The sequence below is a fragment of the Noviherbaspirillum suwonense genome, assembly GCF_900182955.1.
Classification (GTDB): Bacteria; Pseudomonadota; Gammaproteobacteria; order Burkholderiales; family Burkholderiaceae_D; genus Noviherbaspirillum_A; species Noviherbaspirillum_A suwonense.
The window spans coordinates 16,369-29,722 of sequence record NZ_FXUL01000004.1; the positions used below are offsets into that span (position 1 = coordinate 16,369).

13 protein-coding genes are annotated in these 13,354 nt (G+C 66.8%); 6 read left to right on the forward strand and 7 right to left on the reverse strand.

Annotated features, from left to right (window positions below; all coding sequences use genetic code 11):
• From QOL82_RS07290 to wrbA, 5 genes are all read right to left on the reverse strand, one after another.
• Positions 1-414 (reverse strand): CesT family type III secretion system chaperone, encoded by a 414-nt coding sequence (locus QOL82_RS07290; RefSeq protein ID WP_283441589.1) that lies wholly within the window; start codon positions 412-414, stop codon positions 1-3.
• Positions 415-540: 126 nt separating this feature from the next.
• Positions 541-984, reverse strand: a complete 444-nt coding sequence (locus QOL82_RS07295) for a DUF4124 domain-containing protein (protein ID WP_283441590.1) — start codon at positions 982-984, stop codon at positions 541-543.
• An 18-nt stretch (positions 985-1,002) separates the two neighbouring features.
• Positions 1,003-2,409, reverse strand: coding sequence for an FAD-binding oxidoreductase (locus QOL82_RS07300; RefSeq protein WP_283441591.1), 1,407 nt, complete (start codon positions 2,407-2,409; stop codon positions 1,003-1,005).
• Positions 2,402-2,806, reverse strand: a complete 405-nt coding sequence (locus QOL82_RS07305) for a DUF2069 domain-containing protein (protein WP_283441592.1) — start codon at positions 2,804-2,806, stop codon at positions 2,402-2,404. The genes QOL82_RS07300 and QOL82_RS07305 overlap by 8 nt, the downstream gene beginning before the upstream one ends.
• The gene (wrbA, locus tag QOL82_RS07310; protein ID WP_283441593.1) at positions 2,806-3,414 is read right to left on the reverse strand and encodes an NAD(P)H:quinone oxidoreductase; all 609 of its coding nucleotides are present in this window, start codon (positions 3,412-3,414) and stop codon (positions 2,806-2,808) included. The genes QOL82_RS07305 and wrbA overlap by 1 nt, the downstream gene beginning before the upstream one ends.
• Before the next feature lie 56 nt (positions 3,415-3,470).
• Between wrbA and QOL82_RS07315 the strand changes: the two genes are divergently transcribed.
• Positions 3,471-4,751, forward strand: a complete 1,281-nt coding sequence (locus tag QOL82_RS07315) for a YihY family inner membrane protein (protein ID WP_283441594.1) — start codon at positions 3,471-3,473, stop codon at positions 4,749-4,751.
• Positions 4,752-4,858: 107 nt separating this feature from the next.
• Here the strand turns inward: QOL82_RS07315 and QOL82_RS07320 are convergent, their stop codons facing one another.
• Both QOL82_RS07320 and QOL82_RS07325 read right to left on the reverse strand, forming a co-directional pair.
• Positions 4,859-5,668, reverse strand: coding sequence for an alpha/beta fold hydrolase (locus QOL82_RS07320; protein WP_283441595.1), 810 nt, complete (start codon positions 5,666-5,668; stop codon positions 4,859-4,861).
• 1 nt (position 5,669) lies between these two features.
• Positions 5,670-6,980: an O-acetylhomoserine aminocarboxypropyltransferase gene (locus tag QOL82_RS07325; protein WP_283441596.1), complete on the reverse strand. Its 1,311-nt coding sequence runs from the start codon at positions 6,978-6,980 to the stop codon at positions 5,670-5,672.
• A 131-nt stretch (positions 6,981-7,111) separates the two neighbouring features.
• Between QOL82_RS07325 and QOL82_RS07330 the strand changes: the two genes are divergently transcribed.
• From QOL82_RS07330 to leuC, 5 genes are all read left to right on the forward strand, one after another.
• Complete coding sequence (locus tag QOL82_RS07330; protein ID WP_283441597.1) at positions 7,112-7,558, forward strand: CBS domain-containing protein; 447 nt, start codon at positions 7,112-7,114, stop codon at positions 7,556-7,558.
• A gap of 119 nt (positions 7,559-7,677) precedes the next feature.
• On the forward strand, positions 7,678-8,670 hold the full coding sequence (locus QOL82_RS07335; RefSeq protein WP_283441598.1) for an NAD(P)/FAD-dependent oxidoreductase: 993 nt from the start codon (positions 7,678-7,680) through the stop codon (positions 8,668-8,670).
• Between the two features lie 64 nt (positions 8,671-8,734).
• Positions 8,735-10,621, forward strand: a complete 1,887-nt coding sequence (locus QOL82_RS07340) for an MFS transporter (RefSeq protein ID WP_283441599.1) — start codon at positions 8,735-8,737, stop codon at positions 10,619-10,621.
• A gap of 86 nt (positions 10,622-10,707) precedes the next feature.
• Positions 10,708-11,811: a chorismate synthase gene (gene aroC / locus QOL82_RS07345; protein ID WP_283441600.1), complete on the forward strand. Its 1,104-nt coding sequence runs from the start codon at positions 10,708-10,710 to the stop codon at positions 11,809-11,811.
• 125 nt (positions 11,812-11,936) lie between these two features.
• Entirely contained in the window at positions 11,937-13,337 is a 1,401-nt protein-coding gene (gene leuC, locus QOL82_RS07350; RefSeq protein ID WP_283441601.1) for a 3-isopropylmalate dehydratase large subunit, read from the forward strand.
• Positions 13,338-13,354 lie beyond the last annotated feature (17 nt).

Below are 13,354 nucleotides of genomic sequence, written 5' to 3' on the forward strand. Positions count from 1 at the left end.
TCAGGCGATGGCAGCCTGGTCGAGGTAGAAGGTGCGACGCCATTCAAGCGCCTGCTGGGCATGATAGGTAAGCAGATCGTGCAGTATCTGCGGGTCGGCGCTGACCAGCTTCAGCGTGCTGATCAGGACGATACGACCAGTCGCCGGCGCCATGCTGAAAGCAGCGCTTCCGCTGGCCAGCTGCAGGTAATTGGCATTGAGCAGCTGCCTGTAAATGTCGGCGCCGCCTGCCTCGGGAACGAGGCCGAAGTCGATATAGCAATGCAGGGTGTCCGGCCTGAGGGCATGGAGATGGATCAGCGTGCAGTCGATGCCATCGACGCGGAAGGAAGCACCATCGGCAATGGCCCCGGCGTGACCGTGGCCGGCGATCCTGCAAAATTCCTGTACGAGCCTGCGATAAGCTTGTTGCACCAGTTCTCCGTAAGGCCGCTGTCGGATGCAACGAGATAACGATGCAACGATGCAGCGTCATGCGTTGGGAGTCTCTTGGTTACTGGCATCTGCGATCGGTTCCAGCGATGCAGGGAAGGCCCGCTGTCATAAGGCCGCGCCGCATTCGGCATCGTGGCGTTCCGCCTTGCGGCGCGCGGCTCTCCTGATGGCCTCGGTTTTCGCGGAAATGGTTTTCGACACCGATGCCGCATCCTCGGCGCTCCATTTCCTTTCCAGTTCCAGGCGCACGCATTTCTTTTTGTCGGCCCGTGCCGCCTTGTCCTTCCTGTCTGCGCGCTGCTCGCGTTCACGGGAAGCCCGTTCGGCATCGCGGGCTTTCTCGATGGCGGCAAGCTGCCGCCGCTCCTTGTCCACCTGCTGCCTGGCGCCCGCCGCGTCGATGGACGGCGGCGGAGGAGGGAGCACGACCTGCGCTGCGCCGCAGGGAACGTCGCTATAGGTGACGTGGTCTTGCGACACGCATTTATAGACGGCCATGGCGGGCATCGCTACTGCCATCAGCAGGGACAGCAGTATCGTATGTCGCATGGCAGCCTCGTTGTCCGGTTAGAGCACCTTCCCCGGGTTCATCAGGTGGAGCGGATCGAGCGCATCCTTGATCACTCCCATCAGACGCAGCTCGACCGCCGATTTGTACTGCTTGATCTCTTCGCGCTTCAATGCGCCCAGCCCATGCTCGGCCGAGATCGAGCCGTGGAAGCGATGCACGCTGTCATGCACGACCTGGTTGACTTCGTGCTGCCGTTCCATGAAGTCGTCCGCCGGCATGTCGACCGGCGGGGACACGTTGTAATGCAGGTTGCCGTCGCCCAGGTGGCCGAAGGTGACCATCCTGATGCCCGGAAACCGGTCCGCCAGCAGCGCGTCGGTTTCGTGGATGAAGTCGCCGATGCGCGAGATCGGCACCGACACGTCATGCTTGATGTTCTTGCCTTCGTCCGCCTGCGCGAGCGTGATGTGCTCGCGGATGTCCCACAGCGCGCGCGACTGGGCGATCGAGCCCGCGACAACCGCGTCCTGTATCGTTTCCTCTTCCAGCGCGCCGGTGATCAACGACTCCAGCATTGCCATCGCATGTTCTTCGGACTCGCTGTCGGATAGCTCCAGCAGCACGTACTGCGGATAGGGCTGCGGAAACGGAGCGTGCATTTGTGGGTAATGTTTGGCAACCAGTTCCAGGCAAAATTGCGACATCAGCTCGAAGCCGGTCAGCGTCGCGCCGCATTGCTGCCGGGCCAGCGTCAGCAGCTTCAGCGCGGCATCCGTGGTCTGCATCGCGGCGAGGGCGGTCAGCGTTGCCTTGGGACGGGGGAAGAGCTTGATGACGGCGCCGGTGATGATGCCCAGCGTGCCTTCGGCGCCGATGTACAGGTCGCGCAGGTCGTAGCCGGTATTGTCCTTGCGCAGGCCGCGCAGCCCGTTCCAGACTTCGCCCTGCGGCGTCACGACTTCCAGTCCCAGGCACAGTTCGCGCGTGTTCCCGTAGCGCAGCACGCCGGTGCCGCCGGCATTGGTCGACAGGTTGCCGCCTATCGTGCAGCTGCCTTCCGCGCCCAGCGACAGCGGGAACAGGCGGTCGCGCTCGTCGGCCGCCTGCTGGATATTCGCCAGGATGCAGCCGGCGTCGACGGTCATCGTGTTGTTGACCAGGTCGATGTCCCTGATCCGGTTCATGCGGCCGAGCGACAGCACCACCGCGCGGCCGCTCAGGTCCGGCACGCTGCCCAGCACCAGGCCGGTGTTGCCGCCCTGCGGGCAGATGGGCACGCCGGCGTCGACGCAAAGGCGCACCAGCGCGGCGACTTCTTCCACCGAGCCGGGACGCAGTACTGCCTGCGCGCGGCCGGTGTAACGGCGGCGCCAGTCGACCAGGTAGGAAGCCATGTCGGCTTCGTTGGTGATCACGTGGGAAGCGCCTATCGCCTCCCGGCACAAATCGAGAAAATTATTCATTGATGGATTCCGATGCTTTCTTGATGACCTGCTTCGCCAGCGTCTTCGCGGCTTTCTTGTAGGGCCGCAGGTAGAGCAGGCTGCAGAGGAAGAAGATGCCTACCAGCGCGATTTCCGCGTAGGCCAGCCAGGCCGACACGCCGGTGTCGGTGTAGGCGCGCACGCTGCCTTCGGCCAGGTAGATGAGGATCAGCATCGACGACCATTGCAGCGTATAGATGTCGCGCTTGAGGATGCCGCGCAGCGGCAGCAGCAGCGGGATGACCTTCAGCACCAGCCACGATCCGTTCGGCCGCAGCGGCGCGAGCACCGTTTCCCATGCGACGCACAGCACGATCAGCGCGACCAGGCTGGCGACCGCGCCGATGTAGAAATTTCTTTGGGCAGGACTTTCCATCAGGCGCCTCGCAGTTTGAGTGCAGTTTGGGCCAGCCGCCGGCCCAGCGCAATTGCCAGGCTGCGGCTGTCGTCGGCCAGGGGGCGGTCGCCGTTCAGGCCCGACCAGTGGCTGGCGCCATACGGCGTGCCGCCGCTGGCCGTGGTCATCAGTTCCGGGTGGGTATAGGGCAGGCCCAGCAGCAGCATGCCATGGTGCAGCAGCGGCAGCATCATCGACAGCAGCGTGCTTTCCTGGCCGCCGTGCAGGCTGCCGGTGGAGGTGAAGACGCAGGCCGGCTTGCCGGCGAGCGTGCCGGCCAGCCATTCGGCGCTGGTGCCGTCCCAGAAATATTTCATCGCCGACGCCATGTTGCCGAAGCGGGTGGGGGAGCCGAGCGCCAGGCCGTCGCATTCGCGCAGGTCGGCCAGCTCGACATAGGGCGGGCCCTGGGCCGGGATGGCGGGCTCGCTGGCTTCGCTGACGGCGGACACCGCGGGCACCGTGCGCAGCCTGGCTTCGCAGCCGGGAACGCTGTCTATGCCCTGGCAGATCAGGTCGGCCAGCTTGCGGGTGGCGCCGTGGCGGGAATAGTAGAGCACGAGGAGGGTAATCGCTTGCTGGGTCATGCTTGGTATTATAGGGGGCTTTGCCAATAACAAATCGGGCCGACGCCGCGCAGCGCATGCCATCCAACGACCATTCCCTGCTTGCCCGATTCGCCCACGTGCAGGTGCGCGACCTGCTGCGCTTCGCCGGGCAGCGCCTGCGCGAGGAGCGGCTGCCGCAGGTCGCCGGCAGCCTGACCTTCACCACGGTGCTGGCGCTGGTGCCCTTGCTGACCATTGCGCTGGCAGTGTTTACGACCTTCCCGCTGTTCGACACCTTCCGCCGCGCGCTGGACAGCTATTTTTTGCGCAGCCTCATTCCGGCCGGCATTGCCAGCACCATCCTCGACTACCTGAACCAGTTCGCCAGCCAGGCCACGCGGCTGTCGGCCGTCGGCGCGGTGGCGCTGATCGCCACCGCTGTGGCCATGATAGGCACGGTCGACCGCACCTTCAACCGTATCTGGCGGGTGCGCACCCGCCGGCCGTTTGCGCAGCGGGTGCTGACCTACTGGGCAGTCATCACGCTCGGCCCCCTGCTCATCGGCGTGTCGATCTCGGTGACCGGCTACCTGTTTGCGGCGACCAACGGCGTGGTCCTGAAGCTGCCGCTGCTGGGCGCGGTGATGTTTACGCTGGTGTCGCTGGCGCTGACCGCCGGCGCGTTCACGCTGCTGTACATGGTCGTGCCGAACCGCCTGATCGACTGGCGCGACGCCGCCTGCGGCGGCGTGCTGGCGGCAATCGCGTTCGAGCTGTCCAAGCGCCTGTTCGCGGTGTTCATCGCCAGCTTTCCAACGTACACCGTGCTGTACGGCGCGCTGGCGGCGATTCCGCTGTTCCTGGTCTGGATCTACCTCGGCTGGATGATCACGCTGATGGGCGCCACGCTGACCGCGGCGCTGCCGGTGGTGCGCTACGAACGCTGGTGGCACGTGGCGCTGCCGGGCAGCGCATTCATCGACGCGCTGTCGCTGCTGGAAGTGCTGTACCAGGCCCGCAGCGGCGAGTCGGCGGCGGTGTCGGCGGCATTGCTGCGCGAACGCACCCGCATCGGCTTCGAGGAATCCGAACGGCTGCTGCAGCAGATGCTGGACGCCGGCTGGGTCGGCCGCATCCGGCACGAGGCGCCGCGGCGCCGGGTGCAGTTCGGCAAGCGCGATACGGTCGGGCTGGACAGCTGGACGCTGCTGGCCAACCCTGGGCAGCTGCGGCTGGCCGACGTCTACCGGATGTTCGTCTTTACCGCGACCGACCAGATGCCCCTGTCGCAGGCCGTTGAAGCGGCGGTCGAGCAGGGCCTGCAGCAGACCCTGGCGGATTACTTTCACCAGCATGGGCAGCCTCGGCCGGCTTGAATGACGGCCGCGACGGCCCCGGCCTGCAGGCGCTGCGCATGCCTGCTGCGCGCAGCCACCGCGGCGGCGGACGCCAGGCGCCCGTTACCGGCGCGAACCGGTCGTGCTCAAAGCTCGGTGGCGAATCCGTAGAGCGCGTCCAGCACCGCGTCCGGCTGCTCCGTCATCAGCGCATGGCCGGTGGCGGCGACCTCGATGCTGCGCGCATGCAGGATGGATTCCTTGATCATCCGCGCAGCCTTCGGCGGCGTCATCATGTCGCGCTGGCCCAGCAGCAGCAGGGTGGGGCAGGTCACCCGCGCCGCCGCCGCTTCGCCGCCGGCATAGCTGTTGCAGACCGAGAAATCCGTGTGGAACAGGTGTTCCGGGCCGCGTGCGGCGATGCGCTGCATCAGCCGGCGCGAGCCTTCCATCACGTTGAAGCCGGGCCCCGGGCTGGACGGCTTCGGCGACATGGTCGAATGCGACCAGATGTTGACCATGTCGATGGCCCGCTGCTCGTCGTCCCGCGCCGCGCCCAGCAGCGCGTCGGATACGCGCATCGGATAGGCCGTGCCGACCATCGCCAGCTTGCTGACCCGCGCCGGCACCGCGCCGGCGGTCTCCAGCGCCGCCAGCGAACCCATGCTGTGGCCGATCAGCAGCGCCCGCTCGACGCCGGCGGCGTCCAGCAGCGCCAGCAGCCAGGCGCTGATCGCCTCGATGCTGGTCAGCGCCGGCCCCGCACTGCGCCCGTGGCCCGGCAGGTCCACCGCCAGCACGTTGTAGCCATGGTGCGCGAAATAGCGCGTCTGCAGACCCCAGACCGAGTGGTCGTTCTGCGCGCCGTGGATGAACACCGCGGTCGGCTGCGACGGCTTGTACGGCTTGCCGCCGGTGTAGCAGTAAGCGCGCTTTCCCTCTACCTGGTAATCCATGTCAGCGTCCCTTCTGCGAGGCTTTCAGGCCGCGCGACAAATCGTCGATCAGGTCGTCGGCATCTTCCAGGCCGACCGACAGCCGTATCGTGCCCTCGGTGATGCCGGAGGCGGCAAGCTGTTCCGCCGGCACCCGGAAATGGGTGGTCGAGGCCGGGTGGATCACCAGCGACTTCGCATCCCCGACGTTCGCCAGGTGGGAGAAAATGTTCAGCGCCTCGACGAAGCGCCGTCCGGCGGCCCGGTCGCCGCGGATGCCGAAGGAAAACACCGCGCCGCAGCCGCGCGGCAGCAGCTTCTGCGCCAGCGCATGGTCCGGGTGGTCGGGCAGGTCGGGGTAGGACACCGACTCCACCGCCGGATGCGCGGCCAGGAACTCGACCACGCGGCGCGCATTGGCCACGTGCTTTTCCATGCGCAGCGGCAGGGTCTCGATGCCCTGCAGGATGGCGAACGCATTGTGCGGGCTCATCACCGCGCCGAAGTCGCGCAGGCCTTCGCGCCGCGCGCGCAATGCGAACGGCGCGACCGTCGATTCCTCGGAGAACACCATGCCGTGAAAGCCGTCGTACGGCTCGCACAGTTCCGGAAAGTTGCCGGTCCGGTCATGCGCCGCCTGCCAGTCGAAGGTGCCGCCATCGACCAGCAGGCCGCCGACCGCGGTGCCGTGCCCGCACAGGAACTTGGTCGCCGAATGAAACAGCAGGTCGGCGCCGTGGTCGAACGGGCGCAGCAGCCAGGGCGTGGTGAAGGTCGAGTCCACCATCAGCGGCAGGAAATGCTCATGGGCCACCTCGGCCACGCGCGGGATGTCGAGCACGTCGAGGCCGGGGTTGCCCAGCGTCTCGGCGAACAGCACCTTGGTGTTGGGCCGGATCGCATTGCGCCAGGCGTCGATGTCGCGCGGGTCGACGAAGGTAGTGTCGATGCCGAAGCGCTTCATCGTATAGCCGAGCAGGTTCTGCGAGCCGCCGTACAGCGCGCGCGACGCCACCACGTGGGAGCCGGCGCCGGCGATGGTGGCCAGGCCCAGGTGCATCGCGGCCTGGCCGCTGGCCACGGCGATGCCGGCGACGCCGCCCTCGAGCGCGGCGATGCGTTCTTCGAGCACCGCGTTGGTCGGGTTGGAAATGCGCGAGTAGACATGGCCCGAGCGCTCCATGTTGAACAGCGCCGCGGCATGGTCGGAGTCCTTGAACACATAGGACGTGGTCAGGTAGATCGGGGTGGCGCGGGCGCCGGTCGCGGGGTCGGGCACGGCGCCGGCATGCAGCGCCAGCGTGTCGAAACCCGGGTATCTGGGATCGCTCATGGCTGTCTCTCTCCTTGTTGATTGCCGGGCATCGTAGCAGTTAAGGCCGGGCCGGGCCACCGCGGGCGCGCTGGATTTTTCAGACCGCATACGCTACATTGCGTTAGGCAAAACTACAACGGGCGGCGGAGATGAAAGTTTCGGAAATTCTCAAGGTCAAGGGTGACATCCTCTATACCGTCACCCCTGAAAGCTCGCTGCAGCAGGCCATCGCCACCATGGCGGAAAAGGATATCGGCTCCCTGGTGGTCATGGAGTTCGGCGAACTGGTCGGCATGCTGACCTTCCGGGAAGTGGTCAAGGCCATCCACGGCAACCAGGGCTCGGTCGGCGCCGGCACCGTGCGCAAGCACATGGACGACCACCCGATCACGATCACGCCCGACACCGACATCAACGAAGTGCGCCGCCTGATGCTGGAGCGCCATGCGCGCTACGTGCCGGTGGTGGACGCCAAGACGCTGCTGGGCGTGATTTCCTTCTACGACGTCGCCAAGGCAGTCTTCGAAGCGCAGAGCTTCGAGAACAGGATGCTCAAGGCATATATCCGCGACTGGCCCAGCGAGGGAGACGAGTAGGGCCTGTCATGCCCCGATCAAGCCGTTCATGGCGCGCAAGCACACCATGAACGGCTTTTTTAATGCGCTGCCGGTATTCTCCGGCCAGCGGCTTATCCGCACGAACGACAAGGAGACTTATGCATATCGCCATCATCGGCGCCGGCCTCGCCGGTCTTTGCTGCGCGCGTGAACTGCAGGCGGCGCGCCATACCGTGACCCTTTACGAAAAGCATGGCGACGCGGGCGGCCGCGCCCGGACCTGCGAGACCGAGGTCGGCGGACTGGACTTCGGCGCGCAGTATTTCACCGTGCAGAGCGATGCCTTCAAGAAGCGCACCGCCGCCTGGCGCAAGGCGGGATGGGTCGCGCCCTGGAGCGGCAAGCTTGTCAGCCTGGAGGACGGCAAGGCCCGTCCATCCGGCCGCGGCCAGCAGCGGCTGGTCGGCGTGCCCGGCATGGGCTCGCTGGCCGGGCAGCTGGCGCTCGGGATGGATGTGCGGATGGGGCAGCGGGTCAACCGCATCGAGCCGCACGGCCAGCAGTGGCTGCTGTCGGTCGAGGCCGAGACCGTGCCCATCGCCGCCACCGCCGGGCCGTTCGACGCGGTGATCCTTGCCATCCCGTCCGACCAGGCGACGCTGCTGCTGGAGCCGGCGCCCGAACTCGCCGCGCAGACCGCGCAGATGCACATGGCGCCCTGCTGGTCGCTGATGATGGCGTTCCAGGACACGCTGGGCCTGTCGTACGACGGCGCCTGGGTCCGCGGCGGCCGGCTGGGCTGGATCGCGCGCGACGCCTCCAAGCCGCAGCGCCGGCCCGGCGAACACTGGATCGCGCACTCGACGCCGGAGTGGGGCGCCGAGCACCTGATGGACGACCCGGAGCGGGCGAAGGAAAAGCTGCTGAAGGCGTTTCACGAGGTGACCGGCTCGGCGGTGCAGCCGGTCTATGCCGCGGTGCACCGCTGGCCGTATGCGCAGGCGCTGCAGCCTTTGCCCGGGCTGTTTCTATGGGACGAGGCGCGCCGCATCGGCGTCTGCGGCGACTGGTTTTCCTGCGGACTCGAGGGCTGCGGCCGGATCGAAAACGCCTGCCTGAGCGGGACGGCGATCGCGGAGGCAATCGCCTGAGCTAGAATTCGAGTTTGATTTCCCGCCGGCATCTTCTGTGCCGGCGTTATTTTTAGCCCGGACCATGCAAAAAAACAGCCAGTTCGCCCTGCTGCGCCAGCGCCGCTTCGCGCCATTTTTCTGGACCCAGTTCCTGGGCGCGTTCAACGACAACGTGTTCAAGACCGCGCTGCTGACCATCATCACCTATGACGCGCTGACCTGGACCACGACCGATGTCGGCCTGCTCAACAACCTGATCCCCGGCCTTTTCATCCTGCCTTTCCTGCTGTTCTCGGCCACGGCCGGGCAGCTTGCCGACAAGTTCGAGAAATCGCGGCTCACGCGCTTCGTCAAGCTGCTCGAAATCGCGATCATGCTGGTCGCCGCCGCCGGCTGGCTCACGCACAGCCTGTGGCTGCTGGTGGCGGCGGTGGTCGGCATGGGCCTGCACTCGACGCTGTTCGGCCCGGTCAAGTATGCCTACCTGCCGCAGCAGCTGAAGGCCGAGGAACTGGTCGGCGGCAACGGCGTGATCGAGATGGGCACCTTCGTCGGCATCCTGCTCGGCGAAGTGCTGGGCGCGGTGCTGGTGCTGCACAAGCCCTGGGGCGTGCACCTGGTCGCATTCGGCACCATCGCCATCGCCGTGCTCGGCTGGCTGACCAGCCGCGGCGTGCCGCTGACGCCGGCGCCGGCGCCCAACCTGCGCATCAACTGGAACCCGCTGACCGAGACGGTGCGCAACATCGGCCACACCCGCCAGAACCGCACCGTGTTCCTGTCGGTGCTGGGCAACTCCTGGTTCTGGTTCTACGGCGCGATCCTGCTCGCCCAATTTCCGCTGTATGCCAAGAATTACCTGCATGGCGACCATGGCGTGTTCGTGCTGCTGCTGACCGTGTTTTCGCTGGGCATAGGCGCCGGCTCGCTGCTGTGCGAGCGGCTGTCCGGGCACAAGATCGAGATCGGCCTGGTGCCGTTCGGCGCGATCGGCCTGTCGGTGTTCGGTTTCGATCTGTTCCTGGCCAGCCTGTCCTACGTGAACACCGAACTGGTCGGCGTGCAGGACTTCGTCGCGCAGAAAGGCAGCTGGCGCATCCTGTTCGACTGCGTTTTCATCGGCGTATTCGGCGGCTTCTATATCGTTCCGCTGTTCGCGCTGATCCAGACCCGCACCGACCCGGCCCACCTGTCGCGCACGATTGCCGGCATGAACATCATGAATGCGCTGTTCATGGTGACCGCGGCGCTGGTGGCGATGGTGCTGCTGGGCATGGGCCTGTCGATTCCGCAGATCTTCATGGTGACCGCGCTGATGAACGCGGTGGTCGCGCTCTACATCTTCCTGCTGGTGCCGGAATTCCTGATGCGCTTCTTCGCCTGGATGCTGATCCACACGCTGCACCGGGTCGAGGCGGTGGACGCCGACCGCATCCCGGAAGCCGGGCCGGCGGTGCTGGTCTGCAATCACGTCAGCTACATGGATGCGCTGGTCATCGCCGCCGCCAGCCCGCGGCCCATCCGCTTCGTGATGGATCATCGCATCTTCGGCATCCCGGTGATTTCCTGGCTGTTCCGCGCGGCCAAGGCGATCCCGATCGCGCCGGCCAGGGAAGATGCGAAGCTGATGGCACAGGCCTACGACCAGATTGCCGCGGCGCTGGAAGAGGGCGATCTGGTCTGCATCTTCCCGGAAGGCAAGCTCACCCGCGATGGCGAGATCGACGCGTTCAGGAGCGGCGTCCAGCACATCGTCGCCCGCACGCCGGTGCCGGTGATCCCGATGGCGCTGCGCGGCCTGTGGGGCAGCCTGCTGACCCGCGGCGACGGCAACCCGTTCGAGCGTTCGTTCCGGCGCGGGCCCTGGTCGCGGCTGTCGCTGTCGGTCGGCGAGCCGCTGGCGCCGGCCGAGGTCACGCCGGACGCGCTGCGGCGGCAGGTGCTGGCGCTGCGCGGCGACTGGAAGTAGGCGCCCGAAGCCGTCGCCGATGCCAGCGCGCCCGGCCGCGCTGGTAAAATCGCTCGCTTCCGCTCAACCTTTCCCCTGGCGACATCATGGCTGGCAATACACTCGGCACAATTTTCACGGTCACCACGTTCGGCGAATCCCACGGTCCTGCGATCGGCTGCGTCATCGACGGCTGCCCGCCCGGCCTCGAACTGTCCGAAGCGGACATCCAGCCCGAACTGGACCGCCGCAAGCCCGGCACCTCGCGCCACGTGACCCAGCGCAAGGAGCCGGACACCGTCGAAATCCTGTCCGGCGTCTATGAAGGCCGGACTACCGGCACGCCGATCGCGCTGATGATCCGCAACCAGGACCAGCGCAGCCATGACTACGGCAATATCGTCGAGACCTTCCGGCCCGGCCATGCCGACTATGCTTACTGGCACAAGTACGGCATCCGCGACCCGCGCGGCGGCGGCCGCTCGTCGGCGCGGCTGACGGCGCCCGTGGTCGGCGCGGCAGCCATCGCGAAGAAATGGCTGAACCAGCAATATGGCACCGTGTTCAAGGGCTGCATGAGCCAGCTGGGCGAGCTGCCGATTCCCTTCGTCGGCTGGGAACACGTGCCGGACAACCCGTTTTTCGCCGCCAATCCAGGCATCGTGCCCGAACTCGAGGCCTATATGGATGCGCTGCGCAAGGCCGGCGACTCCTGCGGCGCGCGCATCGACGTCGTCGCGCAGAACGTGCCGGTCGGGCTGGGCGAGCCGATCTACGACAAGCTCGACGCCGAGATCGCCTACGCGATGATGGGCATCAACGCGGTCAAGGGCGTCGAGATCGGCGCCGGTTTCCGCTCGGTCGCGCAGAAGGGCACCGAGCATGGCGACGAACTGACGCCGCAGGGTTTCGCCAGCAACAACGCCGGCGGCGTGCTGGGCGGCATCTCCACCGGGCAGGACATCACGGTGTCGATCGCGATCAAGCCGACATCGAGCATACGCACCCCGCGCCACTCGATCGACAAGGCCGGCAACCCGGTGATGGTGGAAACCTTCGGCCGCCACGACCCCTGCGTCGGCATCCGCGCCACGCCGATCGCCGAGGCGATGCTGGCGCTGGTGCTGATGGACCATGCGCTGCGCCACCGCGCGCAGTGCGGCGACGTCGTCGCCGGCACGCCGCCGATCCCGGCCGGCGCGGGCGGATAAGGCCGGCGCCGGGGCGCTTGCCGCGGCGCCCCGGCGATGCCGGCCGGAACGGGCTGAATTCCCGATCTCTATGGCATAATCGCAGACTGTTTACCGACACCTGCGCGCTGCGCCTTCCCCCGACCATGGCTCAAACTCTGTACGACAAACTCTGGGATTCCCACGTCGTTGATACTGGCGACGATGGCACCACGATGCTTTACATCGACCGCCACCTGCTGCATGAAGTCACCAGCCCGCAGGCGTTCGAAGGACTCAAGCTGGCAGGACGCCAGCCGTGGCGGCGCTCCGCCAACCTGATGGTTGCCGACCATAACGTGCCGACCACCGACCGTGCCGAAGGCATCGCCGATCCCACGTCGCGGCTCCAGGTCGAGACGCTGGACCAGAACGCCAGCACCTACAACCTGACCTATTTCAACATGCGCGACCGGCGCCAGGGCATCGTCCACGTGATCGGGCCGGAGCAGGGCGCGACCCTGCCGGGCATGACCGTGGTCTGCGGCGACTCGCATACGTCGACCCACGGCGCCTTCGGCTGTCTGGCGCACGGCATCGGCACCTCCGAGGTCGAGCACGTGCTGGCGACGCAGACGCTGCTGGGCAAGAAGTCCAAGGCGATGCTGGTGCAGGTCGACGGCGCGCTGCCGGCCGGCGTCACCGCCAAGGACATCGTGCTGGCCGTGATCGGCAAGATAGGCACGGCCGGCGGCACCGGCTATGCAATCGAATTCGGCGGCTCGACCATACGCGCGCTGTCGATGGAAGGCCGGATGACGGTCTGCAACATGGCCATCGAAGCCGGCGCCCGCGCCGGCATGGTGGCGGTGGACCAGACCACCATCGACTACGTCAAGGGCCGTCCGTACTCGCCGGTGGGTCCGCACTGGGACCGCGCGGTCGACTATTGGCGCACGCTGCAGTCCGACCCGGGCGCGCGTTTCGACCTGGTCGTCACGCTCAATGCGGCCGAGATCAAGCCGCAGGTCACCTGGGGCACCTCGCCCGAGATGGTGGTCGCCATCGACGGCCGCGTGCCCGATCCCGACAAGGAAAAGGATGCCGTGCGCCGCGACGCGATCGAGAAGGCGCTGGTCTACATGGCGCTGAAGCCGAACACCGCGATCGAGGACATCCGCATCGACAAGGTCTTCATCGGCTCCTGCACCAACTCCCGCATCGAGGACCTGCGCGCCGCCGCCGCCATCGTGCGCGGAAAGTTCCGCGCTTCCAACGTCAAGCTGGCAATGGTGGTGCCGGGCTCGGGCCTGGTCAAGGAACAGGCCGAGCGCGAGGGGCTGGACCGCATCTTCCGCGACGCCGGCTTCGAATGGCGCGAGCCGGGCTGCTCGATGTGCCTGGCGATGAACGCCGACCGGCTGGAGCCGGGCGAGCGCTGCGCATCGACCTCGAACCGCAATTTCGAAGGCCGCCAGGGCGCCGGCGGACGCACCCACCTGGTCAGCCCGGCAATGGCCGCCGCCGCCGGCGTGATGGGCCACTTCGTCGACGTGCGCTCGCTTTAAGCGGCAACAACGGAACA